This is a genomic window from Aquabacterium parvum (assembly GCF_001447195.1).
GTDB lineage: Bacteria > Pseudomonadota > Gammaproteobacteria > Burkholderiales > Burkholderiaceae_C > Aquabacterium > Aquabacterium parvum.
Genome location: NZ_LFRI01000516.1, coordinates 148,447 through 174,305, shown reverse-complemented (window position 1 = coordinate 174,305; position 25,859 = coordinate 148,447). Strand labels below are relative to the sequence as shown.

The window sequence follows — 25,859 nt, the reverse complement described above, 5'->3', positions numbered from 1 at the left end:
GTGATCAGTTTACGAGAGCAAAGCGCTTCTTCATGGCTTCCAACCTCACCGAACGCCTCAGTCGCCTGGTCAAAACCATGCGCGGGCAGGCCCGCATCACCGAATCCAACGTGCAGGACATGCTGCGCGAGGTTCGCATGGCCCTGCTGGAAGCCGACGTCGCGCTGCCGGTGGTGCGAGATTTCGTCGCCCGTGTCAAGGACAAGGCCCTTGGGCAAGAGGTCATCGCCTCGCTCACGCCGGGCCAGGTGCTCGTCAGCATCGTTCAGAAAGAGCTCGCCGCGACGATGGGCGAGGGCATCGCCGACATCAACCTGGCGATCCAGCCGCCCGCCATCATCCTGATGGCCGGCCTGCAGGGCGCTGGCAAGACGACCACCACAGCCAAGCTCGCCAAGCACCTGATCGAAAAGCGCAAGAAGAAGGTGCTGACGGTCTCTGCCGACGTTTATCGCCCTGCCGCCATCGAGCAGCTCAAGACCGTGACGGCGCAGGCCGGCGCCGAGTGGTTCCCCTCCACGCCCGACCAGAAGCCAGCCGACATCGCCGCAGCCGCTGTGGACCATGCCCGTCGTCATTACTTCGACGTGCTGCTGGTCGACACCGCCGGCCGCCTGGCCATCGACGAAGCGCTCATGGCCGAGATCAAGGCCCTGCACGCCCAGCTCAACCCGGTCGAAACCCTGTTCGTGGTCGATGCCATGCAGGGGCAGGACGCCGTCAACACCGCCAAGGCTTTCAAGGACACCCTGCCGTTGACCGGCGTCGTGCTCACCAAGCTCGATGGCGACTCGCGCGGTGGCGCGGCGCTGTCTGTGCGCCAGGTCACCGGCGTGCCGATCAAGTTCGCCGGTGTGTCCGAAAAGATCGACGGCCTGGAGGTGTTCGACGCCGAACGCCACGCCGGTCGCGTGCTCGGCATGGGCGACATCGTGGCCCTGGTCGAAGAGGTGCAAAAGGGCGTCGACATCGAGGCCGCGCAAAAACTGGCCGAGAAGGTCAAGTCCGGCGCTGATTTCGACTTCAATGACTTCCTCTCGCAGCTCAGCCAGATGAAGAAGATGGGCGGTCTCTCCGGCCTGATCGACAAGCTGCCCACCGAGATCGCCGCCAAGGCCGGACAGGCCGACATGGGCAAGGCCGAGCGCGACATGCGCCGCATGGAAGGCATCATCAACGCGATGACTGCCAAGGAGCGCGCCCAGCCCTCTTTGCTGATGGATGGCAAGAGCAAGGCCAGCCGCAAGCGCCGCATCGCCACGGGCGCCGGCGTGCAGATCCAGGACGTCAACCGCCTGCTCAACCAGTTCGACCAGATGCAGGGGATGATGAAGAAGATGAAGGGCGGCGGCCTGTTCAAGATGATGAAACGCATGGGCGGCATGAAGGGCCTGCCCGGCATGGGGCGCTGAGCCGTTGAGCCGCATGTGAGCCCGACCGCCAACTTTTGCACACCTGTTAGCGGATGTGACGTCTGTACCGCTTGGTTGAGGTGGCCTTCAGTCATCGCCTGAACAGCCGATGATCCGGCGGATGTGGATGGCTTCACCCACGACCGAGTTGGAAAGGTTTGGTATGGACGTCGTTTCGATGTGGCCCATGTGGCTGGCAGGCGTGGGCACCTTGGGGCTGGCTGCGGCTTTGTGGGTGGTGCGTCAGCGCGCCGCTTCGCAGCGTGCGCGGGCCTCGCGCGCCGCTCGCCGAAGGCCTGAAAAGGCCGGTCGTGATGACGATCGCTCCGATGCATCGGCTCGTCGGGAACACCGCGACGCGGGCAAAGGGCGGCGCTTGGGCTTGTCTCGGGGCCGAGGAGAGCGAACCCCGGATCAACTCGACACCTTGATCGACTGGGCCCCCGTGGCCACGCGTGTGTTGACCGCCCATGAGCGAGAGGCTTGGCACGTCCTGCGCCGGGCGCTGCCTGATCACATGGTGCTGGGGCAGGTGCCGGTGGCCCGGTTCATCAAGGTGCCCACCCGCAACCCGTATTCAGAGTGGCTGCGTCGCGTCGGGTCCTTGTGCGCTGACCTGGTCGTCTGCGACGCTCAGTCCCAGGTGATCGCCGTGGTCGAGGTGCGCCAACCGGCTTCGAAAGAAAACGAGCGCGCCCGCCGTCGGCATGCGCGCATGGATCGCGTGCTCGATGGCGCGCGCATCCCTGTTCACATCTGGCTGGAAGGCGCATTGCCGGGGCCCGTGGTGGCTCGCGAGGCCATCCTGGGCGCTGCCACAGCCAGCACCGGGCCGCAGAGTCAGTCGGGCAACGACACGGCGCGTCGCGACGCGGAAGCTGCGGCTGTCGTGGCTTCGCTGCAAGGCGGCGGCAACTTCGAAGGGCTTTCGATGCAGGAGCGGGCGATCGACGTGGTCATCGATGAGGCCATGGACGAGTGGGAGGCCAGCGGTGGCCCCGACGGTGAGCGCAAGGAGCCCCCTCCGTCGACGTGGTTCGACGACATGGACCTCGATTCAGGGCGCATGCCGCTCGACGGGGCCCACGGCACCCGCGTTGCTGAAAAGGCCTGACCTGTCAGGACGCCCCAGCGAACCGCCGGGGCAGGTCGATCAGCTCAACAGCGCCTGGGCGAACTCGCGTGCCTGGAAGGTTTGCAGGTCTTCCAGTTTTTCGCCTACGCCGATGAAGTAAACCGGCACCGTCGCCTGGCGCTCGCGCGACCAAAGCGCGATGGCAGCCAGCACACCGCCCTTGGCCGTGCCGTCCAGCTTGGTGATGATCACGCCTGTCAGACCCAGGGCCTGATCGAAGGCCTTGACCTGTGCCAGCGCGTTCTGGCCCGTGTTGCCATCGACCACCAGCAGCACCTCGTGGGGGGCGCCGTCCATGGCCTTGCCGATCACGCGCTTGACCTTGCTGAGCTCGTCCATCAGGTGCAGTTGCGTGGCCAGTCGGCCTGCGGTGTCGGCGATGACCACGTCACAACCACGGGCCTTGCCTGCCTGAACGGCATCGAAGGTCACGGCTGCCGGGTCACCGCCGTCCTGGCTGACGATGTCGACGCGGTTGCGATCGGCCCAGACCAGCAACTGCTCGCGCGCCGCGGCGCGGAAGGTGTCGGCGGCGGCCAGCAGCACCCGTTGGCCAGCATCCGAGAGGTGACGGGTCAACTTGCCGATGGTCGTGGTCTTGCCCGCACCGTTGACGCCGGCGACCATGATGACCGTCGGCGTGTGCTCACCCACCTCCAGGCTTTTCTCGAGGGGCTGCAGCAAGTCGGTGATGGCGTCGATCAGCAGACCCTTGACCTGGGTCGGGTCCGTGGCCTTGGCCTCTTTGACGCGGCGCTTGAGGTCTTGCAGCAGGTGCTCGGTGGCCGCCACGCCAGCATCGGCCATCAAGAGGGCGGCTTCGAGCTCTTCGTACAGCGCGTCGTCGATCTGCGTGCCAGTGAAAACCTGTGCGATGCTGGATCCGGTCTTGCGCAGGCCGTTGCGCAGCTTGTCGAGCCAGGAGCGGCGCGCAGGTTCGGCGCTCGTCACCACGGGCTGCGCATCGGCCACCGCGGCAGGGGCGGCGTTCGACGCAGGCGTGGGGGCGCTTGCCGCCGTTGCGCGAGGCGACAAGGCGGTGTCGCCGAGCGACTGCTTGGGCGGCGCTGCCGATTCGGCCGCGCTTGCCTTGCCCTTTGCGCCGTCGGTGGGTGGCGCCTCGCTCGGGGTGGCATCGGGTTGAGCCGCGCCCCACCCCAGCTTTTTCTTGATGAAACTGAACATGTGCAGGATTGTAGAGGGGCGCCTCTCTACAATGCGCGCTCCTGCACGACACGCCATGCCACCACGCTCCCCCCGCCACCCTCGCGGCCCAGCCGACCGCCCCGATGCGACCCAGGGTGTCCGCGAGCGCCAGGCTCGCTCGGCGCAACGCGTGGCCGCGAGCTCGACCCAGGAAGTGCGCCTCATTGGTGGCCGGTGGAAACGAACGCCCCTGCCCGTGCCCGTTGCAGCAGGCTTGCGCCCGACGCCTGCCCGTGTGCGAGAGACCCTTTTCAACTGGCTGGGCCAGGACCTCTCCGGCTGGCGTGTGCTGGATGCTTTTGCCGGCTCTGGGGCCCTTGGCTTGGAGGCCGCCTCTCGAGGCGCCGAACGCGTGACCCTGGTCGAGCGCGATGCCACCCTGGTGCGCTCGCTCAAAGCCGTCGTTCAACGCCTGACGCAAGGCACTTCAGCCCAGCCAGGGCAGCGCCTGGAGGTGTTGCAGGCCGATGCCCTGAGCTGGATGCCGTCTGCCCGGCAGGCTTTTGACCTGGTCTTGCTGGACCCACCTTTTGACGAAGGCCTTTTTGACGCAGCCTTGGATGCCGCCTGCACCTGCGTGCCCGAGGGCGGATGGATCTATGTCGAGGCACCCCACGAGCTGGGCGGGCCGGCATCAACGGCGGATGCTGGGGCCTGCGCTTGGGTGCACGCTCTGAGCCGCCATCGTCACGGACAGGCCGGTGCAGTGCACTTTCACCTGTTTCGCCGCGAGGCCTTCTACCAGCCTGCGGTTGCTTCGACCGACTGAGCCTTACACTGGCGTCGCTCTCGTCGCCTCCAATGGAGCACCGATTGAACCCACCACAAGTGTTGACCGCCATCTACCCAGGCACCTTCGACCCCATGACGCTGGGGCACGCTGACCTCATGCGGCGCGCCAGCCGGCTCTTTGGTCGCCTCATCCTGGCGGTGGCTGCGGGGCACCACAAAAAGACCTTGTTCACCGTCGAAGAGCGACTGGCCATGGCCCAGGAGCTCGCGAGCGAGCATGGCAACGTCGAAGTCATGGCCTTTGATGGCCTGCTTCGCGACTTTGTGGTCCAGCACGGCGGTCAGGTGGTGGTGAGGGGCTTGCGCGCGGTCAGCGACTTCGAATACGAATTCCAGATGGCCGGCATGAACCGCCAGCTCATGCCGGACGTCGAAACGGTGTTCCTCACGCCCTCCGATCAGTACCAGTTTGTTTCGGGCACCTTCGTGCGCGAGATCGCGATGCTGGGTGGGGACGTGTCCAAGTTCGTGGCACCCAGCGTGCTCCAGCGGCTGCAGGACAAGCTGGCCTCCCGCCAGCGTGGTGCCGGCGCGGCCTCGCTGACTTCTCGATAGGCTCGCCACGATGGCCCTGAAGATCACCGAAGAGTGCATCAACTGCGACGTCTGTGAGCCCGAGTGCCCCAACCAGGCCATCTCGATGGGCGAGACCATCTACGTGATCGACCCCAACCGTTGCACCGAGTGCGTCGGGCACTTCGATGAGCCCCAGTGCGTGCAGGTGTGCCCGGTCGAATGCATCCCGGTCGACCCCATGCGCGTGGAAACCGCCGAGCAGTTGATGATCAAGTACCAGGGCCTGCAGGCGCTGGCTGCTCAAGGTGGGGACGCCGAAGTCGCTCCTGCCTGAGAAGGTTGACCTGATCGTTTGCGCGGACTTGGCGCCTCGGCCCTGAACACGTCGTTGCGGTGCGGTCGTGCGTGCCTGCTGTTGGCTTGCGCCTTGCGTCGTTTGCTCGCCTTGAGCTGGCTGCTGCCTGGCTCGCCAACGCTGACTTGTCGGACTGGGCCGCTCAGGCTGGCGTGGGCGTTGACGTTGGCGCGGACCTTCTCGTGCCTGATGCGTTGCCGGCTCATGGTGCGTGCCAGATCTGCTTCCCGCTTGGCCACCTGCGCAGACGCTCGCTGGTCTTCTGGCGACGGCCCCTGGCTCGCGGGCAGGGCTCGACCGCCGCTCTGGCAAGGCGTGGACTGATAGGTGGCTGCCCCGCCTTCGCGGGTGGCGCACCGCCAAACCTGGTCGGTCTGTGCAGACCCGCTTGTTGGCGTGCCGAGAAGAGCGCAAGCCATCAGCGACATCAGCCACATCACCAAAGCATGGCTGGTGCGCGACGGGCAGGCGAGGGCGGCGGTGGCGAGGTGCATGGTGCGTTTCAGTTGCCCCCCGCCTCGCCGTTTTTGCCCTGTACCGGCAGGGGCTCCTTGCGTGGTGGCTTGGGTCGTTGGGGTCCGGCGTGGATGACCTTGGTGGCCTCGTTCATCTCACCCTTGAGGAAGGCCTCGGTGGCGTCGAGCGACTGGTCGATGCACTTGAAAATGGAATCGCGCTCGGCTTGCGGAGGCTTGCGCAGCACGAAGGCCGCGACCTCGTGCTTGACGCCGGGGTGCCCGATGCCCAGGCGAAGGCGCCAGTAATCGGGTGAGCCCAGTTGAGCGTGGATGTCGCGCAGGCCGTTGTGGCCGGCGTGGCCGCCGCCCTTTTTCAGCTTGACCTGACCTGGCAGCAGGTCGAGTTCGTCGTGGGCCACCAGCACCTCGTCAGGGTTGACCTTGAAGAAGCGCGCCAGCGCCCCCACCGACTTGCCCGAGAGGTTCATGTAGGTTTGCGGCTGCAGCAGCCACACCGGGCCCTGCGGCGTGTTGGCCCGCGCGACCAGACCGTGGTAGGCCCGATCAGGCTGCAGGAACACGCCCAGGCGCCGGGCCATGCCGTCGATGTACCAGAAGCCGGCGTTGTGGCGGGTGTCTTCGTACTCGGGGCCCGGGTTGCCCAGGCCGACAAACAGTCGAATCATGATGGCGGCGATTGTTCGCGATCAGGTCAGCAAAAGAAAAGCCCCGCCAAAGCGGGGCTTGACTCAAAGCGCATGGCTTTGGGGGCCTTGTCAGGCAGGGGAAGAAGATTACTTCTTCTTCTTGCCCTTGGCGGGTTCGGCGGCGGCCACTGGGGCAGCGATCACTTCTTCCACCGGCTCGACCACGGTGGCCAGCGTCGGGGCCTTGCGGCCGTGGGTGATCACCTTGATGTGGGCAGCCAGGCCCAGGTCGTCCACGCCGAAGACTTGGCCCTTGACGGCCTTGCTCAGGTCCAGCGTCAGGAATTCGGGCAGCTGTTCAGCCAGGCACTCGATTTCCAGTTCGGTGGTGACGTGGTTGATCAGGCACTTGTCCAGCTTGACGGCAGGTGCGTCGGCCTCGCCCACGAAGTGCACGGGCACCTTCTTGTGGATGCGGGTGGTGGCGTCAACGCGCTGGAAGTCCACGTGCAGCACGAGCTGCTTGTACGGGTGCTTCTGGTAGTCGCGCAGCAGGACCTTTTCGACCGTGCCGCCCAGGTCCATCTCGAGGATGGACGAGTGGAAGGCCTCTTTGCGCATGGCGTGGTACAGCGCGTTGTGGTCCAGCTCGATGACGACGGGGGCCTTGCCGGCGCCGTAGACGATGCCAGGGGTTTTGCCAGCGTCACGCAGGCGGCGGCTCGCTCCGGTCCCCTGCACGTTGCGCTCGAAAGCGGTGAATTTCATGGAAGTACTCCAGTTGAGTGAAGCGCCCGCGACCAGGCGCTTGGAAAATGGCCGCTGCGTTGCCGAAGCGACCGGGGATTTTCGGAATCAGAAGTTGTTGTTCTGTTCCGAAAAGAGGGAGGTCACCGAATCGCCGTCGGTGATGCGACGGATGGTCTCGGCAAACAGGAAAGCGGTGCTGAGCTGGCGGATCTTGGGCGTGCCCTTGGCAGCGTCGCTCAGCGGAATGGTGTTGGTGATGAGGACCTCGTCGAGGTGCGAGGCCTTGATGCGCTCGATGGCCGGGCCCGAGAACACGGCGTGGGTGCAGTAGGCGTAGACGCTCTTGGCGCCGCGCTCCTTGAGCACCTCGGCGGCTTTGACCAGGGTGCCGGCGGTGTCGATCATGTCGTCCATGATCACGCAGTTGCGGCCTTCGATTTCGCCGATGACGTGCATCACCTCGGAAACGTTGGCCTTCGGGCGACGCTTGTCGATGATGGCCAGGTCGCAGCCGAGCTGCTTGGCCAAGGCGCGAGCGCGCACCACGCCGCCCACGTCGGGCGACACGACCACCAGGTCGCTGTAGTTCTTGGACTGCAGGTCCGACAGCAGCACCGGCGAGGCGTAGATGTTGTCGACGGGGATGTTGAAGAAGCCCTGGATCTGGTCGGCGTGCAGGTCCATGGTCAGCACGCGGGAGACGCCCACGGCTTCGAGCATGTTGGCAACCACGCGGGCCGAGATCGGCACGCGGGTGGAGCGCGGGCGACGGTCCTGGCGGGCGTAGCCGAAATAGGGGATGACGGCCGTGATGCGCTGGGCGGAAGCGCGCTTGAGCGCGTCGGCCATGATCAGCAGTTCCATCAGGTTGTCGTTGGTCGGGGCGCAGGTGGACTGCACCACGAACACGTCGCGGCCGCGCACGTTCTGCTGGATCTCGACGGTGGTTTCGCCGTCGGAGAATCGGCCCACGGATGCCTTGCCGAGTGAAACGCCGAGCTGGGTGGCGATTTCCTGGGAGAGGGCCGGGTTGGCGTTGCCAGTGAACAGAACGGTGTCGGAAAGCATGGCGGGCGTGACGGTGATGGCTGCGAAAACGTCTTGCCCTTCACTTGCCCGTCGAGGAAGCCCGGCATGCGCAGCTGGTGTTCACCAGGGCTTGCCTTGGCCATCGCCCAGACATCACCCATGAGGGTGGCAGGCTTGGGGCAAGTAGATGATCAGTTTGCTGTGATGCGCTGATCATCTGGAAATTTGGCAGGGGAAGAAGGATTCGAACCCTCGTATGTCGGAATCAAAATCCGATGCCTTAACCAACTTGGCGATTCCCCTACACAGGTCTCAAGTCACTGGCCGAAGCCTTGCGTCTTGCAACCTTGTAATCTGCTCTCTTGACGAGAGACTCACATTCTAGCCCGTTTTTGACTGCGATTGCAAGTTGTTGTGTTTTTGCTTCGCTTCATCGCTGTTTGGCTGCATCGCTGCCAATCAGGTGAAGCAAAGGGTGACACGGCAACACGCGACAGACGCGACCGACCCAGTGGCCTCCATGCAGGCTCGCCCCAAGCGCCTGAAGGACCTGCTCGGGGTGGGGCGTCTGCTCAGGGGTGACCCATGAAAACACCGTGCTGCCCGAACCGGTCATCCGGCTGTTGCCGAAGCGGTTCTGCATGGCGCTCAAAGCTTGGCTGACCTGCCTGCCGTCGCTCGCTTCGGGCCTGAGGCCGTTGGCATCCCCAGCAGGTGGGAGCTCGGTCTCGCGCCAGGCTTCGGCGGGCTCCTGCAGGTCATTTCGACCAAAGCGCTTTGGCGCTGCAAGAAAGGCGGCAAGTATAGCGTGCTCTGTGCCGCGTTTGAGCAAAGGGCTGCCGAAAATCGCCGAGGTTGGGATGGCAACAGGGGGCTTGAGCAGCGCAAGTGGTGTGTCAAACACCTCGGGTGGCAGCTCGATGGGGGTGATCTGCTCGCCGATGCCTTCGACCCAGGCGTTGCGGCCTCGCACGAAGAAGGGCACGTCTGCACCGAGCTTGACGGCAAGGGCTTCGAGGCGTTGTGCTGACCAGTTCAGGCCCCAAAGTCGGTTGAGTGCCAGCAGAACGGTCGCGGCGTCCGAGCTGCCGCCGCCCAGCCCGGCGCCCCACGGCAATGATTTTTCGATGTGGATGTCGCAGCCGCGCTGGGTGCCGCCTTCTGCTTGCAGCAGGCGGGCGGCCCGCACACACAGGTCGTCGGCGGGCAGCGGGACGTTGATGTCATGCCGGATGATGCGGCCGTCTTCGCGGGTCTCGATGTGCAAGGTGTCATGCCAGTCCAGCAGCACGAAGACGGACTGAAGCAGGTGATATCCGTCATGTCGTTTGCCGGTGACATGCAGGAACAGGTTGATCTTGGCAGGTGCTGCCAGGTCATGGAGGCTGGGCATGTCGTGTGGGGTCAGGGATCCAGTCGCATCGAAATGCGAGCATCGCGCAAGCCGGGGCGGCCGTGGCGCGTGGCGAGGATGCGGCCTTGGGCACGTTCGCGCGTGTCGATGAGCCAGCCTCTTTGTTCAAACAGGCCTGCCTCGGTTTTGGGGGTGTGAGGCAGCGCTGGATCGGGGCGCCCCTGCATCCAGTGCACCAGGGTCTGAAGGGGCAGCGCCTCGCCCAAGGCGGCTTCGGCCAGCTCCTCGATGCCGCCTCGGCGCAGGTCCTCTCCACCTCCGGGTCCGACGCGGCGAAGGGTGGCGGCGGTGGGCGTCCAGTCGATCTGGGCGACTTGGCTGCCCAGCGGTGTCATGAGCGCCAGGCTGCCGCGTTCGACTTGCCCCTGAAAGAAGAAGCCGAAGCTCATGCCTTTCGCAGGCTCGTCCTGCCAGGCGCCGAGCTTGATGCCCATCTGGCCTTGCAGCGCCATGGTGGTGTCCACCGAGGTGCTGGGCTTCGGTGGAGGCGTGTCAGGCCGCACAGGGTCACCGAGGCGTGCGCCGTCCTGTGCGACCGGTGGCAACGGTGTGATGGGTGCGGGTGCACAAGCGATCGCAAGGCAGGTGCTCGCCAGGGCGCTCAGCAGCCAGGCCCGGCGGCGCAGCCCGCGGTTTGCGCCTGTCACGGTTGAACCCCGAATCGCTGCACCGTTTCTTTCAGGGTCTCGTTGTTTTTGTCGATGGCCAAACCTTCGCGCCAGCGCTTCATTGCACCCTCGCGGTCGCCCTGAAGCCACAGCACTTCGCCCAGGTGCGCGGCGATTTCGGCATCCTGGCGGCTGGCATAAGCCTGGCTCAGCAGCTGCCGGGCTTCGTCAAGCTTGCCCTCTCGGAAGGCGACCCACGCGAGGCTGTCCACGATGTACGCATCGTTCGGGCGCAGGGCCAGGGCCTGTTCGATGAGTTTGCGCGCCTCTGGCAGGTTGATGTTGCGATCTGCGAAGCTGTAGCCCAGTGCGTTGTAAGCGCCTGCGTTGTCGGGGGCGAGGGCGATGACCTTGCGCAACAGCTTTTCCAGGTCTTCAAAACGTTGGAGCTTTTCGGCAACCATGGCCTGGTCGTAGAGCAGGTCGGGGTCCTCCGGGAAACGCTGAGATCCCTGCTCCAGCACGTTCCAGGCCTCGCGCCATTGCTTGAGTTCGCGCAACAGTTGAGCTTCGGTCTGGATCTTCAGGATGCCGTCGCGGGCTTCGGTTTCGGGCAGCTTGCGCAGGTTGTTGCGAGCCTCGGTCAGCTTGCCTTGTGAGGCCAGCAATCGGGCCTTCTGGCTCTGAACCGCGAGCTTTTCGTGCTTGGTGTCGGCCTTGTCCAACCAGCGCAAGGCTTCTGCGGTCTGGTTGCGGCGGTCTGCCACCTGGGCCATCAGCAGGAAGGCCTGTTCGTGGTCCTTGCTGGGTGGGGTGGTGGTTCTTTGCAAAACGGGCTTGATGACGGCCTCGGCAGCGTCGACCTGCCGCATCTCCAGTCGGATGGCGGCGAGCAGCACGCGGTGGCTGTCCTGATCGGGTTGCGCGGCGATCAGGGTTTCGAGTTGCTCGGCAGATTCCGCGTAACGCTGGGCGGTGGCCAGTTTGCGAGCGTAGGCCAGGCGCAGCACCGGGGGGGCATCCTGGCGGGTCAGCTGTGACTTGACCAGGGCCTCGGCGTCGGCTTGCTGGCCGATGAGGTCGGTGGCCACCAACTGGGCACCGAGCTGGCCGGGGTCGAGCTTCAAGGCTTGGCGTGCGGCATCCATGGCGGTGTCAGTGCGGCCGGCCATCAGCCACGCTTCTGCGCTGGCGGCCCAGGCCGCGGCCGATTCCATGGGCGCGCTGCGCCAGGGCTGCGTGGCTTCGTCGATCACCCGGGCGGCTGCCACCCGGTCTTGCAGGCGTGCCAGGCTGCGCGGCAAGCTGGCCATCAGTTGGGCTTGTTGCTCGGTCGGTGTGAGCTGGATGAGCGCGCGCAAAGGAGCTGCCAGTTCCTTGCTCCGACCCAAGGCGATGAGGATTTGGGTGTTGAACTCTGCTGCGTCTCGAGATTGGGGCAGGGCTTGGCGCCAAGCCTTGGCCGCGGTCAGGGCTTGTTCGCCGGCGCGAGCACGCAGAGCGACCTCCACAGAGCGTTGGTAGAGCTGACCGTTTTGCAGACGTCGTGCGGCCTCGAGGTAGATCTGGTAGGCGGAACCCGGGTCACCGCTGTTGGCCTGGATCTCGGCGACCAACACCTGGAAGAACAGGTTGGCGTCCATCGCCGAGCGGGTGGGAGGGGTGGTTGCAGCAGGAGGCGAGGCCGGCTGCGCTGGGGGCGCGGCGGGGGAGGCTTGCGCCAGTGTTTGCTGCCAGCCCTGGCGAGGCTGCATGGGGGCGGCGAGCGCGGTTCCGATCAGCAGATTCAGCCCAATCCATGCCAGGGTTGGGCGATGTCCGCCCTTTTTGAGCTTGGGTCGTGGGCCCTTGGCCTCGAGGGCCCGCTCGGGCCGTGCCGATGGGTGGTTGCCTGCTTGGGCGGTGTTGCTGATGGGGCGGAACGCAGAACGCAGCATGCAATCTCCAGGGTGCTCGCGCCATTCTAGGGATGGATGAACGGGTGCGTGCGGTCGAGGTGGGTCTGTGCCCTCGATTCCACATCGGGCCTGTCGGGCCTTTACCGAGCTTTTATGATCCCGCCCATGCCAGAGCTCCCGGAAGTCGAGGTCACCCGTCGCAGTTTTGCGCAACGCATCTTTGGTGCCGAGGTGTTGTCTGCTCAATTGGGCAAGCCGCTGCGTTGGCCCCTCGGGCTGGACGTGGACGAGTTGCGAGGCGGTGTGGTGGGTGAGGTGGTGCGCCGAGGCAAGTACCTTTGGCTGCCTCTGGTGCTTCCTGCCGATCGCTCGGGCGGGCTGCTGATCCACCTCGGCATGTCGGGCTCGCTGGCTTTCAAGTGGTCGCCTGGCGAGCCTGGGCCGCACGATCATTTCGAGCTCAACACCAACCGTGGTGTGCTCAGGCTGACCGATCCGCGCCGCTTCGGGGCGGTGATCTGGGGCGCGTCGCTGCAGGATGGGCTGCCTGCCCGGCTGCTGGCGGGCCTGGGCCTGGAGCCATTCGATGCGGCGCTCGACGTGGCGCACTTTCATGCCGCGCTGGTGGGCAAGCGGGTCGCGATCAAGCAGGCCTTGCTGGCTGGAGACATCGTGGTGGGTGCGGGCAACATCTACGCTTGCGAGGCCTTGTTTCGCGCGGGCATCGACCCTCGCCTGCAGGCTGGCAAGCTGAGCCGGCCGCGAGCGGCCCGCTTGCTCCAGGAAGTCAAAGCCGTGCTGGCCGAGGCCATCGAGCAAGGTGGCTCCAGCTTGCGTGACTTCCGCGACGCCCATGGGAGCCAGGGGCATTTTCAGTTGGCGACCCAGGTTTACGGCCGGGAGGGGCAGGCTTGCAGGTCCTGTGGCTCGCCCGTCAGGCGCATCGTGCAAGCCCAGCGTTCGACCTTCTTTTGCGGCACCTGTCAGCGCCGGTGAGTTGGCGTGAAGTTGGACTCAGCTTCGGGGCATTAATCGATTGGGCATCGGCTGCCATCTGCCGATAACGATGTACCTTTTGTCCCAAACTCGCTTGCACCAGATGCAATGGGCGGTGTTCCATGCGCTAGGATCAACCACATGAAGCCGACATTCGCCAGCCACCTTGACGCCTTTGGTCAATGGCGCCTCGAAACCGATGCCCGGTTGGCCGCGCTGGCCCGCTTCGCGCGTGAGCACGATTTGCTCGACGATGGCTCGGCGGAGTGGTTCGAGGCCATGCGCCGCAGGCTGTCTGGCGAGAAGCTCATGGTGGCCTTCGTGGCCGAGTTCTCTCGCGGCAAGTCCGAGCTCATCAACGCCATCTTCTTTTCTGACAAAGGGCGTCGCATGATGCCTGCTTCGGCTGGGCGCACCACCATGTGCCCGGTTGAGCTGGGGTATGACGCAGAAGACCCGGTGGGCCTGTCGTTGCTGCCCATCGAGACGCGGCTGGAAGCCACGTCGCTGGCCGAGTACCGTGTGCAGCCCAAGGCCTGGACCTGGCATGTGCTGGACCTGGCCAACCCCGATGAAATGGCCAAGGCCCTGGCAGAAGTCATGCGCACCCGCATGGTTTCGCCCGAAGAGGCCACGGCACTGGGCTTCTGGGACGCTGAGCGCCCCACAGACAACCCGCCCTTGTCTGCCGATGGCCAGGTCGAGGTGCCGGTGTGGCGTCACGCGCGCATCAACCTGCCTCATCCGCTGCTCAAGCGAGGGTTGGTGGTGCTCGACACCCCCGGGCTCAACGCCATCGGCACCGAGCCTGAACTGACGCTGGGCCTGCTGCCCCAGGCTCACGCCACGGTGTTCATCCTGGGGGCCGACACGGGCGTGACCAAGTCAGACCTCGACATCTGGCGCGACCACCTCAGTGGTCCGGCACTGGCCCGCTACGTGGTGCTCAACAAGATCGACACGCTGGCCGACCCGCTGAGCACGCCCGAACAGGTGCAGCAGGTCATCACCCGCCAGTGCGCAAGCGTTGCCCAGACCCTCGAGATCCCGACGGAGAACGTGTTCCCGATTTCTGCGCGCCAGGCCCTTGCGGCCCGCCTGACGGGTGACGCGCAAGGTTTGGTTCAGAGTCGCCTGGAATCTTTCGAGCACGCCCTGTCCGAAGGTTTGCTGCCCAGGCGCCGAGACAACCTGGCCCAGGCCTCGTGGTCGGGGGCCCAACAGTTCCAGCAGCAGCTCACGCGTCGCTTCGGTGAAATGCGGCGCCTGCATGCCGACCAGCTGCACGAATTGCGTGGCCTGCGCGGCAAGAGCTCGGGCAAGGTCCAGCTGATGATCCAGCGGGTGCAGGCCGAGGCGGCCGAGTTCGAGCAGTGCACCGCACGCCTGCACGCCATGCGCAGCATCCACGCGCGCATGCTGCGCAGCATGTTGCATGACCTGTCTTCCGAGCGCTTGCGTCAAGAAGTCGACGTGCTGCAGCAGGTGCTGGGTGGCTCCTGGTTGCCCCTTGGGGCCCGCAAAGCCTTCGTCGATCTGTGTGCCCGCCTGCGTGAGCTCATCGAGCAGGCGCAGCAGCGCAACGACGAGATCCACGCGATGCTGGTGGCTTCGTTCTCGCGCCTGAACGCCGAGTTCGGCTTCAGCCTGGTGGCCGATGTGCCGCTGGATGTGCGCAAGTACACCGATGACCTCAACCTCATCGAGCGCAACTACGTGCAGTACCTGGGGCTGAGCCAGGCCTTCCGCTTGGCGCAGCCTGGCTTTCAGGAGCAGTTCCGCCGCATGCTGATCTCGCGTCTGCGCGTGGTCTTCGAGACCATCAGCAACGACATCGAGCTGTGGAACAAGACGGCTTCGGCCCAGGTCGACAGCCAGTTGCGCGAGCGTCGTCGCAACTTCAAGCGCCGTTACGAGTCGCTTGATCGAATCCAGTCGGCCTCGAACGAACTCGACACCCGTCTGCAGGAAGTGCAAGCGCAAGATGAGCGTGTGCTGCAGTTGCAGACTCGCCTGCAAACGCTGATGGATCAGCTCGGTGAGATGGCCGACCCCAGCGCGCAGGCCGACGTGGCCCAGGTGCCTCAACCCAGCGCTGCGGCGATCGAGGCGCTTTCGTTGGACCTCAACCTGGGGCAGGTGAGTGATGTGCCGGCTGCTGGAGAGACAGCCTGAGTCTTGCCGTTGCTTGTTTGCTTGAGCTGTGATGGAACCTGACGCGGCCGCCTTGATGGGCAGGGCCAAACGACTGCACCCCGACCTGCCGGATCGCCTCGTGGCCTGGCAGCGCACGCAAGGCAGGCACCACCTGCCTTGGCAGCAAACGCGCGACCCGTACCGCGTTTGGCTGTCGGAGATCATGTTGCAGCAGACGCAGGTCAGCACGGTCCTGGGTTACTACGAGCGCTTCTTGACGAGGTTTCCGTCGGTGGTGGCGCTGGCCAATGCGGAGCTCGACGAGGTGTTGACCCTCTGGAGTGGGCTTGGCTACTACAGCCGAGCACGCAACCTGCACCGTTGTGCCCAGGTGATTCGGGACGCGCACGCTGGCAGCTTCCCTGTCCACGCGGTTGCCTTGCAGCAGTTGCCGGGCATCGGGCCATCGACGGCGGCGGCCATTGCGGCCTTCTGCTTTGGTGAGCGCATCTCCATCATGGATGGCAACGTGAGGCGGGTGCTCAGCCGCGTGCTGGGCTGGGAGGGCGATCTTTCCGTGCGAGCGCATGAGCGTGCGCTCACCGAGGCGGCTCAGGCGCTGGTGCCTGTCCAGCCAGCTGACATGGTGCCTTACACCCAGGGCCTGATGGACTTGGGTGCAACGCTGTGCACGCCGCGCCAACCGGCCTGCCTGACGTGCCCATGGTCAGACCTGTGTGAAGGGCGCAAACAGGGTGAGCCCGAGCGCCTGCCTGTCAAAACCAAGAAGCTCAAGCGCAGCCAGCGTGAGAACTGGTGCCTTTGGCTGCAAAAGGACGATGCGGTCTGGCTGGTTCAGCGGCCGCACACCGGCATCTGGTCCGGTTTGTGGACCTTGCCCATGTTTGCCTCGGAGGTCGATTTCAAGGCAGCCTGGCCGCATCCAGCTGAACTTCAGCCCCCAGTCACGCACGTGCTCACCCACCTTGATTGGCGCTTGCACTTGGCCCGCGCGCAGGCGAGCGTGGCGCAAGAAGGCGATGTGAGGCGAGTGATGTCGCGTGTGTCCGAGCCGCTGCTCGGCGAGGGCCAATGGGTGAGCTTGTCTGCGCTGGCGCAGGGCGAGAAAGCCTTGCCCAAGCCATTTCAGCGCTGGCTGCTAGGCGAATGAGCCTGGTCAGTCGCTGAGCTCGACGATCACCGGTGCGTGATCGCTCGGGCGTTCGTTGCGCCGCGGCTGCTTGTCGATGTGGCAAGCCTTGACCTTGGGCTTGAGCGCATCGCTGACCAGGATGTGGTCGATGCGCAGGCCTTGGTTCTTGCGAAACGCCAGGTTGCGATAGTCCCACCAGCTCCATGATTTGGGTGCCTGCTCGAAGAGCCTGAAAGCGTCTGTCAAGCCCAGGCCGATCAGGCGCTGGAAATGCTCGCGTTCGGGCACCGTGCAGTGAATCTGGTCTTTCCAGCCGACCGGGTCGTAGACGTCGCCGTCGGTGGGCGCGATGTTGTAGTCGCCCATGAGCACCAGGTGAGGGTGGCGGGTGAGCTCGTCCTTGACCCAGGCGTTGAGCGCTTCGAGCCAGGCCATCTTGTAGACGAACTTGTCGCTGTCGGGCGCCTGGCCGTTGGGGAAGTAGGCTCCGATGACGCGCACGCTGCCAAGCGTGGCATGCGGCACCGTGGCAGCGATGACGCGCGCCTGCTCGTCGGAGAACCCAGGGATGTTGCGCACCGTGTCGATGCCAGCTTGCCGGCTCAGCAATGCCACGCCGTTGTAGGTCTTTTGCCCGAACCATTGAGACTGGTAGCCGGCCGCTTCGATGTCGGCCTGCGGGAACTTGTCGTCCGTGAGCTTGGTTTCCTGAAGCACCAGGGCATCGACCGGGTTGGCCGCCAGCCAGTCAAGCAACTGGGGCAAGCGGACGGACAGGGAGTTGACGTTCCAGGTGGCGAGTTTCACAGCGCGAGCAGATCAAGATGGCGTGCGCGGATCCTAACCCGGTGCGATGAGTCGTTGTAAGAGCGTGAAAAACCGCTCAAGCTTTTCGCCTGGTGGACGATGAATGGCGGATGCGTCGGTGCGCAGGCCACGTGACACAATGTGCGGCTGCGACCTGGTTTGTTGTTTTCCAGTTGTTGACACCTTGCACAGTCCCACCCTGCTGATCCTGATGACCATCCTGATGGGCCTGATGTCGCTCGTCATGGCGACCGTCTGGCGCATCAACCGCCTGGTGCCTGGTCTGACCTGGTGGAGCCTGGCGCACGGCCTGGGCTTCCTGGCATGCCTGGAGTTGCTCCTGCGAGGGCGCTGGCCCGGTGTCGTGTCGGTGGCCCTGGCTCAAGGGCTGTTGCTGGGCATGGGCTACTTCATCTTCGTGGGCGCCAGGCGCCACGTGGGTGAGCCACCCCCCCTCATTGGATCGGTGCCTTGATGATCGGAGCCGTCACCTCCGTGGCGGTCTACTTCACGTCGGTGCACCCGGACTTCACGGCCCGGTTCCTCATCCACAGCTTGTCGCTGGGGGTGCTGTTCGTGCTGACCGCGCAGGCGATGGCCAAGGGCGGCGTTCGCGCTTATCCCGCCCGTTACCTGTTGGCGGCAGTCAGCTTGCTGCATGGCCTGTTCATGCTGGGGCGCCCCTGGCTGTTTTCCTTCGACCTGAGTGGGCCCATGAGCCTGGCGCGGATGACGGCCATCTCACCGTTCATCCTGTTGGAGTCGGCCGTGGCGATGAACGTGATGGCTTTTTGCGTGCTGCTGCTGGTGGCCGAGTACTCGCATGGCGAGTTGCGCAGGCTGGTGGACCGCGATGAATTGACGGGCGTGCACAGCCGTCGCGCCTTTTTGCATCGCCTGCAGCAGCTCAGTGATGGCGGTGGTCAGCGGCCTGCTCTGCCCATCCTGGTGATCGACCTCGACCATTTCAAGCGCATCAACGATACCTGGGGTCACAGCGCTGGCGACGACGCCTTGCGGCATTTCGTGGAGGTGGCGCAGCGCTGCATGCGCGTGCAGGACACGATGGGACGCCTGGGTGGCGAAGAGTTCGCCGTGTTGTTGCCCCGCGCCTCGGTGGAGCAGGCCCAGGGGGTGGCCGAGCGCCTGCGAGGGCTGCTGGCGGATCACCCGCTCCGGCTCACCGATGAAAACGTGCGGCTGACGGCCAGCATTGGTGTGACCGTGCTGTTGCCAGGTGAGTCGCCCGAGGTGGCACTGGGCCGGGCCGACCAGGCCATGTACCGGGCCAAGAGCGAGGGTCGCAACCGCGTGGTGTCGATGCTGGCCCCCCTGGTGACCGAGGTGAGGGTGGCGTGAGCCACCCCTGCCTTGTGGCGGCAGGCCCTTGTCCTGCTCGGTGCTTGGCTCAGCGGGTCGAGGCGGCCGCCGCCAGGCGCTTCTTGCGAGCCCGGATGTTGAGCGCTTCCACGACCAGTGAGAAGCTCATTGCGGCGTAGATGTAGCCCTTGGGCACGTGGGCTTCGAAGGCTTCGGCCGTCAGGGCCATGCCGACCATCACCAGGAAAGCCAGCGCCAGCACCTTGACCGACGGGTGTGCGTCGACGAATTCACCGATGGGTTTGGCCGCGAACAGCATCACGCCGACCGAGGTGATGACCGCAGCCACCATGACGCCGATCTGGTCCACCATGCCGACTGCGGTGATGACGGAGTCGAGCGAGAAAACGATGTCGATGATGGCGATCTGGCCGATGATCCCCCAGAACAGACGCGTGCCGGCAGCCTTGACGGTGGCGGGGTCGGTCTGAGGTGGGCCGTCCTGTTCGCGAGCCTCCACTTCCACGAAGATTTCATGGGAGGCCTTGTAGAGCAGGAAGAGGCCGCCGCCCAGCAGCACCAGGTCACGCCCGCTGATGCCTTGGCCCAGGAGCTGGAACAGGTCGTCCTTGAGGCCCATCACCCAGCTCAGGGAGAACAACAACGCCAGGCGCGAGACCATGGCAAAACCCAGGCCCAGGCGGCGTGCTTTGTCGCGCACGTCCGCGGGCAGGCGCCCCACCAGGATGGAGATGAAGATGATGTTGTCCACGCCCAGGACGATCTCCAGGGCGGTGAGCATCGCAAAGGCGATCCAGATGTTGGGGTCGAGCAGGAAGTCCATGGCTTGGCGGTCTTGGGGGTGAGAGGGGGGCCGAATGCTGGGCAAAACCCAGCATTGTCTGATCAAACCAGGCGCATCATTCGCGCAAGTTACTTCGAATTTATGGCGTCGATGATTCGAAAAAACCGAATCGAAAGCGCCAGCTGGCCGCAGCTTTCAGCCAGGCGCGACTTCAGCTGCGTCGCCGAACCACGAAGTGATAAGCCCAGCCGGCATCGGCGGTGTGGGTTTCGCGGCTGACCTCGGTGAAGGCGCTGCGTTCCCAGTCAGGGAAAAAGGTGTCGCCGTCGAAGTCGGCATCGACTTCGGTCAGCACGAGCTCGTCGGCCAGGGGCAGGGCCTGGGCATAGAGCTCGCCCCCTCCGATGACGAAGACCTTGGGGGCATCGGCCGTGGCTGCCAAAGCGCTGGCGAGGTCATGGAAAACCTCGGCACCTTCGGCCTGCCACGCGGTGTTGCGGGTGATGACGATGTTGCGCCGACCCGGCAGGGGGCGACCGATGGAATCCCAGGTCTTGCGACCCATGACGACCGGGCAGCCCAGCGTGGTGCGCTTGAAGAACTTCAGGTCTTCGGGCAGGCGCCACAGCAGGGCGTTGTCTTTGCCGATGGCGCCGTTGCGGGCCACGGCGGCAATCAGCGAGAGCGTTCGAGGGGTGTTCGACATCCTGGCCCGTCCTCAGACCGCCACCGCCGCCTTGATGGCCGGGTGGTGTTCGTACTCGAGCACTTCGAAGTCCTCGTACTCGTAGTCGAAGATCGAGGCGGGCTTGCGCTTGATGTTGAGCAGGGGATAGGGGTGCGGCGTGCGGCTGAGCTGAAGCTCGACCTGTTCGGTGTGGTTGCTGTAGATGTGGCAGTCACCGCCCGTCCAGACGAAGTCGCCCACGTCCAGGTCGCACTGCTGGGCCAGCATGTGGGTCAGCAAGGCGTAGGAGGCGATGTTGAAAGGCACGCCCAGGAAGATGTCGGCGCTGCGCTGGTAGAGCTGGCAGCTGAGCTTGGGGCGGCCGCCGTCTTGCGCGGGCGCCACGTAGAACTGGAAGAAGGCGTGACAGGGCGGCAGCGCCATCTGGTCGATCAGGCCGGGGTTCCAGGCGCTGACGATGATGCGGCGCGAGTCGGGCGAGGTCTTGAGCTGCTTGACGACTTCGGTGATCTGGTCGACGTGGGTGCCGTCGGGCTTGGGCCAGTTGCGCCATTGCACGCCGTACACCGGGCCCAGCGAGCCGTCTTCACGGGCCCATTCGTCCCAGATGGTGACGCCGCGCTCTTGCAGCCACTTGACGTTGTCGTCGCCACGCAGGAACCACAGCAGCTCGACGATGATGGATTTCAGGTGCACCTTCTTGGTCGTGACCAGCGGGAAGCCTTCGGACAGGTCGAAGCGCATCTGGTGGCCGAAGACGCTGCGCGTGCCGGTGCCGGTTCGGTCGGTCTTGAGCACGCCGTGGGTGTGCACGTGGCGCATGAAGTCTTCGTACTGGCTGCGCACGGGGCGCTGGGCGGTGGGGCTGGTCACGTCGAGGTCGGAGATGGGCGCCAGAAAAGGCAACAGCCGGATTATCCCGGCTGTTGAGGTGGTCCGGTCTCTCGTGTGATGAAAGCCCGGGGGAGGTTTTGCTGCCTGTTGAGGAACTCAGATCGGGAAGAACTCCGTGTAGACCAGCCGCTCCTCGACCACGCGGCGCTGCAGCAACCGCTCGCCATGGCGTTCGGGGATCGTGCGGTCGGTGTAGTAGCGCTCGAACTCTCGCACCACCAGCCGGTAAGGGGCAGGGTCGGTGGCCGAAAAGCTCGCTCGACCCTGCCAGATGGCCGGGTCGAACAGCTCGAAGACCGGTGGCAGGGTGACGTTGAGTTCGCGCTCGAAGCGCTGGACCTCGCCCAGGCGGTCGAGCACCGTGAAGGGCTTGGTGTTCGTGGGCACGATGCCGGGCTTGACCTTGATCGCGGCCGCGTCGCCGGCCTTGGTCACAGCGCCTGCGGGGCTCACGAACACGCCACCGGGCACCCGGTCGAGCGTTGCGCCGGGAGGCAGGGCCAGGCCGCTGGCGAGCACCTTGACGTCGCTCCAGGCCAGGTCGGAGTCGATCTGCGGGTCGCGCGATTGCAGCACGAGCTCGATGCGGTTGCGGCCGCTTTCGATCTCGGTGCCCGGTTGCGGGATCAGCGAGATGCCGATGTGCGCCGAATCGTTGAGCAGGCGCATCGGGCCGTATTCGGGCACGGGGCCGTGCAGGGTCACGGAGAAGTCTCGCTGGCCCACGCGCTTGACCACGGCCTTGCGGCGCGGCAGCACCTGGGTGAATTCGGTCAGCACGGTGCGCGACACCTTGCTGCCTGGCAGCGAATGCGGCTGGTAGCGCACGACCGACAGCCTCACGAAGGGCATGTAGCTGGTGCCAGCGGCGATCTCGATGTCGGCGAACCAGAGCTTGCGCTGCGCGTCCCATTGCACGCGGTGGCCGACCACGGTCACCGTCTGGCCGTTTTCCAGCAGGGCCACGTTCTCGGTGAACACACGGGCCGGGAAATCGGTGGCCTTGGCGATGGCTTTGGGGTGGTCGCTGTCATGCAGCGGGTCCAGGCCCCACTGGGTGACGAAGGGCACCTGGGCCTCGGTGAGCTTGTTGAAGGCGCCGTTGTCGTTGGGGTGCAGCACCACGCCGAGCAACTCGCCGTTGCCGGTCTGGAACCAGGGACGGTCGATGTAGATACGCAGGCTGTTGCCCAGGCGCGTGCTGAGCTGCACGGTGCGAGCGGCACCGAGCTGACGCTGCCAGCTCATGGTGGGCAGCACGCACATCACCGGCGGCGTGTCGGGGATGCCGGTGTGCGGCACGATGACGCCGTTGGGCTGGCTGCCCGCGAAGTTGAACAACACCGGCGCTCCTGCGTCGCCTGGCGCGCCAACGTTGGCTTGGGTTGGCAGCGCCTGCGGGCCGGTTCGCGTCACCAGCGGGGTCTGGGCGTACAGCGAGGGCGGCAGGTACTCGCGAAAGCGCGTCGTGCCCTTGAGTCGGTAGCGCACCAGGCGGAAGCGCTGGTCGCCGAACTCGTGGCGGTTGCCCAGGGCGCGGTCGCCCTTGCCTCCACCTGCGTTGCCTGCGGGGGGCCTTTGTGCCTCGGCAGCGGCAGACAGGCTGAAAAGGTTCTCATGGTTGTCGGCCAACGGGACCTCGGCGAGCTGGCCGCTCATGACACGGTGCACGGGGCCCGGCTGGTTGAGGTCGTCGAGCCATTCGTCCCACTCGGCCTCGACCTCGAATTTGCCCGTGCTGGGGCCGTGCAGCTGCACGCGAGCCTGCAGGTCGGCGAAGGTGTCACCGGGCTGGCGTGGCTGCACGCCGATGGTCAGCAGGCGCGGCGTGCACACGGGCTGTTGCGTGGCGTGCACCAGGGTCAGCTCGCGCTGGGGCGTGACCATCCAGTGCAGGCCCAGCAGGGCGCGACGCGCGATCTTCTGGAACTCGGCGCCGCTGTTGCTCCACAGGGGCAGGCCCATGTGCGAGAGGAACGCCCTGTCGAGCAGGCTGGCGTAGCGCAGGCGGGCGATGTGGCCCTTGCGCACGAAGAGGGTCAGCACCCGTTTGTCCGCGTCCCAAACGGGGCGGTCGGCGGCCGTGACAGGCTCTTCCTGGGCGGTGTCGTCGTCGACTTGAGGGGCGGGCTGGCGCTCGGCCATGACGATGCGCAGGCCGGTGGTGTCGGGCCACTTCTTGCCATGGCGCACGACGATCACCAACTCTTCCTGTGGGCCCAGCACGATGGCGGCGTCTTCACCCAGGATGGTGGGCTCGATCACGCCGATGCGGCGCATGTCGCCACGGGTGAGCGCGGTGATGGCCAGTCCCGCTGCGGCACCGTCAGGCAGGTAAGGCGTTTGCACCAAGTGCTCGTGGTGGACGATGTACTGGCCACCGACCAGGCGTTCACCGGTGGGGTGCTCGGCGTCGGGCAGTTTCGGGGGGACCGAGTCGGTGCGCGCCGATGCGGCCACCGATGTGGGCGTCACGAGTTCGATGTCGCTGCCGTCCGTCTGGTCGTAGAGCGTGCCCGCCTCGCGGCCAGCCAGCGCGTAGGCGGCCTTGACGCGGGCGGGGTCGCCGCTGCCCATGGCTTCGTCGAACAGGCCGTGCTGCTCGCACTGCAATTGCGAGGACTTGGGCGGCACCACGTGGCGGTCGCAGGTCGCGACGTAGGCGAAGTCGGCGGAAGGGGGCTGCTGGGTCGATGTCTTGAAGTCGGGCGACTGCAGGTAGTCGGCGGGCGTGCTGTCGTGGTTGCTGCGCAGCACCAGGCGCTCGAGAGATTCACCTTCGCTGACGCGGTGGGCGTGCACCAGCACCGGTGGGTCGATGGGTTCGAAGCGCAGGTAGGGCACGGGTTCGGTGACCTGGGCGTCTTCTTTCAGGCTGGGATCGTCCAGGGCCAGGCTGTTGCCGGCGAGGTCGGCCATGCGGGCGCGGAAACGGTAAGTCCAGCCGAAACGCAGGCGGGGCAGGGTGCCCTTTTGAGCCTTGAACTGGGCGAGGACGCCGTGGCCTTTCTCGGCACGGTCGTCGACCTCGGTGACGGTTTCGCCTTGCAGGCCGCTGCCCGGCTGATCGACGGCCAGGATGGTGCGGCCCGGGCGGGGCGCAACCAGGCTCCAGCCCGTCCAGCGAAAGAGGGTCTCGTGCAGGTAGTGGTCGTCCTGCCCGTCGCCGGTGGTCGAAGCGCCCTTGATGTAGCCCTCATCGGGCTTGAGTTCGATCTTCTCGCCGGTGGCTTGCAGGGTGTAGTCGCCTTCGCGTGCGCACAGGCTGTGCCACTTGTCGCGGGTGTGGACGTCGATGCGGTATCCGCGGGTCACGTCTTCCGAGAACAGCACGACCTTGCGCGAATCGTCGGCCGAGGCCTGGGCGGCATCGTTCTTGAGCTTGGTGGCAGCAGCCAGCATGGCCACCTGAGCCGCGCGGCCATGGCGCGAGATGCCCAGGCCGCCTGATCGCAGTGCGGCCACGGGCTGTTTGTCGCCCGTGGTGTAGGTGACGGCGCCATGGGTGCCGGACTTGATGCTGCGGCCGACCAGGTTCTGGGCCGAGAGCAGGAAGTCGACCGTCTTGAGCGCGGCGCCATCCGGGTCCACCTGGAAGAGGTCGAAGTTGCCACGCTGTTTGACCGTGGGCGTGAGCGTCGGATCGACCGTGCCGGCCAGGGCCAACAGGCCGTCTTGCTGGTCGCTGGTGCGCGCGCGGGTGACGAAGCGGCGCGGGGTGGCGCGCCAGGCGGTGCGAGGGTAGCGGTCGGCACCCAGGTCGTGACCCGGCCAGGACAACACCTCGACGCCCACCGTGCCTTCGGCCTGCGGCTGGTTCTTCAGCGCTTGTGCGATGGGGTTGTTGGCGGGAAGCACCACGTCGATGATCAGGCCGAGCCGGCGCAGCAGTTGCGGCATGTCGGACAGCGAGGCCACCAGTCGGTGGAAGTCGAACTCGGGGGCCTTGGGCGCGGCGGGCACGTTGGCGAAGTTCGGCCGGCGCATGGCCTGCTCGGCCTTCGTGGCCGGTCGGCGGCGGTAGAAGCGGTTGGCCTGGTAGAAGGTGTACTCGGCCGCGCTTTCGAAGTGGTCCATGAGGATGGCGTCGGGGCCGCCCAGGTCGGGATCCTGCCACTCGGAGGGCAGCACGCGCAAAGGCGCAGCTGACTTCTCGCTGGTCTTGCCATCGATGCCGGTGACCGGGTGCCGGTAGCGCCCCTGATCGTTGAAGACGAGCTTGTCGACGACCGCTTCGAGTGCTTCTTCCCGGCGGTCATCGAAGAAGCGGTCGAAGCCAGGGTGCATCTTCTCCAGCGAGGTGCTGCCCAGGTCTATTTTTTCGACGCGGGTGCCCAGGCCGGTGAGCATGTCCTTGAGTGCTGGGTCGGCGCCGCGCCAGGGCAGCAGCGTGGGTGGGGTCACCGGGTTGGCCTGGGCGATGCGGCCGTGGTGCTCGCGCACGAAGCCCAGCACGTGGCGCACGGGGAAGGAGCGCAGGTTCACCCGGCTCATGTCGCGGAAGGTGAAGCCGGCCACCGGTGTGTCGGGGCCGAAGACCTGCTGCCACAGTTGCGGGTCGGTCTTGGAGATGCGTTGCACCGGCACCGTCTGGTTGCCGATGCGCAGCCCCAGCTTGACCTGGTCGAGCGTTTCAGGCCAGTTGTGGAAGTCGGCGAAACCGGCTGCGCCCAGCTTTTGCTCGGCGGCGTTCTGCGGGGTCAGGCGGGGCGAGACAACGATGGACAGGCGCAGGGACCCGGCTTGCGGGCCCTCGCTCACGCGACCGAAGGGCAGGGCGGTCCAGAGGATGGATTGTTTGGCCATGAATCAGGCTCCAGGGATTCGGGTGCTGGGGGCG

The 25,859-nt window shown here is 65.7% G+C and carries 22 protein-coding genes and 1 tRNA gene; 10 read left to right on the top strand and 13 right to left on the bottom strand.

Translation table 11 applies throughout. The features are described from left to right. Positions 1–32 precede the first annotated feature (32 nt). Complete coding sequence (gene ffh, locus ABG80_RS19260) at positions 33–1,412, top strand: signal recognition particle protein (protein WP_058089169.1); 1,380 nt, start codon at positions 33–35, stop codon at positions 1,410–1,412. Between the two features lie 163 nt (positions 1,413–1,575). Next, entirely contained in the window at positions 1,576–2,526 is a 951-nt protein-coding gene (locus ABG80_RS19255) for a DUF2726 domain-containing protein (protein WP_058089168.1), read from the top strand. Between the two features lie 39 nt (positions 2,527–2,565). Here the strand turns inward: ABG80_RS19255 and ftsY are convergent, their stop codons facing one another. Next, the gene (gene ftsY / locus ABG80_RS19250; RefSeq protein ID WP_058089167.1) at positions 2,566–3,732 is read right to left on the bottom strand and encodes a signal recognition particle-docking protein FtsY; all 1,167 of its coding nucleotides are present in this window, start codon (positions 3,730–3,732) and stop codon (positions 2,566–2,568) included. 55 nt (positions 3,733–3,787) lie between these two features. Here ftsY and rsmD point away from each other — a divergent pair, with 55 nt between their 5' ends. The 3 genes from rsmD to ABG80_RS19235 are packed head-to-tail and all read left to right on the top strand — an operon-like array spanning position 3,788 to position 5,395. Beyond that, positions 3,788–4,522, top strand: a complete 735-nt coding sequence (gene rsmD, locus ABG80_RS19245) for a 16S rRNA (guanine(966)-N(2))-methyltransferase RsmD (protein WP_083506304.1) — start codon at positions 3,788–3,790, stop codon at positions 4,520–4,522. A gap of 44 nt (positions 4,523–4,566) precedes the next feature. Next, positions 4,567–5,100 carry a pantetheine-phosphate adenylyltransferase gene (gene coaD, locus ABG80_RS19240; RefSeq protein WP_407638778.1) on the top strand — a complete coding sequence of 178 codons (534 nt, stop codon included), beginning with the start codon at positions 4,567–4,569 and terminating at the stop codon, positions 5,098–5,100. 10 nt (positions 5,101–5,110) lie between these two features. Continuing rightward, entirely contained in the window at positions 5,111–5,395 is a 285-nt protein-coding gene (locus ABG80_RS19235) for a YfhL family 4Fe-4S dicluster ferredoxin (protein ID WP_058089165.1), read from the top strand. 523 nt (positions 5,396–5,918) lie between these two features. Here ABG80_RS19235 and pth read toward each other — a convergent pair. The 7 genes from pth to ABG80_RS19200 all read right to left on the bottom strand — a co-directional run bounded on the left by pth (position 5,919) and on the right by ABG80_RS19200 (position 12,259). After that, positions 5,919–6,560 carry an aminoacyl-tRNA hydrolase gene (pth, locus tag ABG80_RS19230; protein WP_058089164.1) on the bottom strand — a complete coding sequence of 214 codons (642 nt, stop codon included), beginning with the start codon at positions 6,558–6,560 and terminating at the stop codon, positions 5,919–5,921. Between the two features lie 108 nt (positions 6,561–6,668). After that, entirely contained in the window at positions 6,669–7,289 is a 621-nt protein-coding gene (locus ABG80_RS19225) for a 50S ribosomal protein L25/general stress protein Ctc (RefSeq protein WP_058089163.1), read from the bottom strand. Between the two features lie 87 nt (positions 7,290–7,376). Next, positions 7,377–8,339 carry a ribose-phosphate pyrophosphokinase gene (locus tag ABG80_RS19220; RefSeq protein ID WP_058089162.1) on the bottom strand — a complete coding sequence of 321 codons (963 nt, stop codon included), beginning with the start codon at positions 8,337–8,339 and terminating at the stop codon, positions 7,377–7,379. 187 nt (positions 8,340–8,526) lie between these two features. Next, positions 8,527–8,603, bottom strand: a tRNA-Gln gene (locus tag ABG80_RS19215). Between the two features lie 127 nt (positions 8,604–8,730). Then, positions 8,731–9,693: a 4-(cytidine 5'-diphospho)-2-C-methyl-D-erythritol kinase gene (gene ispE, locus ABG80_RS19210; protein ID WP_058089161.1), complete on the bottom strand. Its 963-nt coding sequence runs from the start codon at positions 9,691–9,693 to the stop codon at positions 8,731–8,733. A gap of 11 nt (positions 9,694–9,704) precedes the next feature. Continuing rightward, complete coding sequence (locus tag ABG80_RS19205; RefSeq protein WP_160322608.1) at positions 9,705–10,166, bottom strand: lipoprotein insertase outer membrane protein LolB; 462 nt, start codon at positions 10,164–10,166, stop codon at positions 9,705–9,707. 191 nt (positions 10,167–10,357) lie between these two features. Beyond that, the gene (locus ABG80_RS19200; RefSeq protein WP_058089159.1) at positions 10,358–12,259 is read right to left on the bottom strand and encodes a tetratricopeptide repeat protein; all 1,902 of its coding nucleotides are present in this window, start codon (positions 12,257–12,259) and stop codon (positions 10,358–10,360) included. A gap of 126 nt (positions 12,260–12,385) precedes the next feature. Between ABG80_RS19200 and mutM the strand changes: the two genes are divergently transcribed. The 3 genes from mutM (at position 12,386) to mutY (ending at position 16,523) form a co-directional block, all read left to right on the top strand. Continuing rightward, positions 12,386–13,216: a bifunctional DNA-formamidopyrimidine glycosylase/DNA-(apurinic or apyrimidinic site) lyase gene (gene mutM / locus ABG80_RS19195; protein ID WP_058089214.1), complete on the top strand. Its 831-nt coding sequence runs from the start codon at positions 12,386–12,388 to the stop codon at positions 13,214–13,216. Between the two features lie 141 nt (positions 13,217–13,357). Then, the gene (locus ABG80_RS19190) at positions 13,358–15,391 is read left to right on the top strand and encodes a dynamin family protein (RefSeq protein ID WP_058089158.1); all 2,034 of its coding nucleotides are present in this window, start codon (positions 13,358–13,360) and stop codon (positions 15,389–15,391) included. 31 nt (positions 15,392–15,422) lie between these two features. Beyond that, a complete protein-coding gene (gene mutY, locus ABG80_RS19185; protein ID WP_407638777.1) occupies positions 15,423–16,523 on the top strand; it encodes an A/G-specific adenine glycosylase in 1,101 nt (366 codons plus the stop codon). Between the two features lie 6 nt (positions 16,524–16,529). Here the strand turns inward: mutY and xth are convergent, their stop codons facing one another. Continuing rightward, entirely contained in the window at positions 16,530–17,312 is a 783-nt protein-coding gene (gene xth / locus ABG80_RS19180; protein WP_058089157.1) for an exodeoxyribonuclease III, read from the bottom strand. 184 nt (positions 17,313–17,496) lie between these two features. Here xth and ABG80_RS19175 point away from each other — a divergent pair, with 184 nt between their 5' ends. After that, positions 17,497–17,787, top strand: a complete 291-nt coding sequence (locus ABG80_RS19175) for a hypothetical protein (protein WP_058089156.1) — start codon at positions 17,497–17,499, stop codon at positions 17,785–17,787. Further along, positions 17,787–18,671: a GGDEF domain-containing protein gene (locus tag ABG80_RS19170; protein ID WP_058089155.1), complete on the top strand. Its 885-nt coding sequence runs from the start codon at positions 17,787–17,789 to the stop codon at positions 18,669–18,671. Before ABG80_RS19175 ends, ABG80_RS19170 begins: the two co-directional genes overlap by 1 nt. A 49-nt stretch (positions 18,672–18,720) precedes the next feature. Here ABG80_RS19170 and ABG80_RS19165 read toward each other — a convergent pair whose 3' ends face one another. From ABG80_RS19165 to ABG80_RS19150, 4 genes are all read right to left on the bottom strand, one after another. Next, a complete protein-coding gene (locus tag ABG80_RS19165; protein ID WP_058089154.1) occupies positions 18,721–19,476 on the bottom strand; it encodes a TerC family protein in 756 nt (251 codons plus the stop codon). Positions 19,477–19,648: 172 nt separating this feature from the next. After that, a complete protein-coding gene (locus ABG80_RS19160) occupies positions 19,649–20,143 on the bottom strand; it encodes a dihydrofolate reductase (RefSeq protein ID WP_058089153.1) in 495 nt (164 codons plus the stop codon). A gap of 12 nt (positions 20,144–20,155) precedes the next feature. Further along, positions 20,156–20,998: a thymidylate synthase gene (locus tag ABG80_RS19155; RefSeq protein ID WP_083506303.1), complete on the bottom strand. Its 843-nt coding sequence runs from the start codon at positions 20,996–20,998 to the stop codon at positions 20,156–20,158. 117 nt (positions 20,999–21,115) lie between these two features. After that, a complete protein-coding gene (locus ABG80_RS19150) occupies positions 21,116–25,825 on the bottom strand; it encodes a hypothetical protein (RefSeq protein ID WP_058089152.1) in 4,710 nt (1,569 codons plus the stop codon). Positions 25,826–25,859 lie beyond the last annotated feature (34 nt).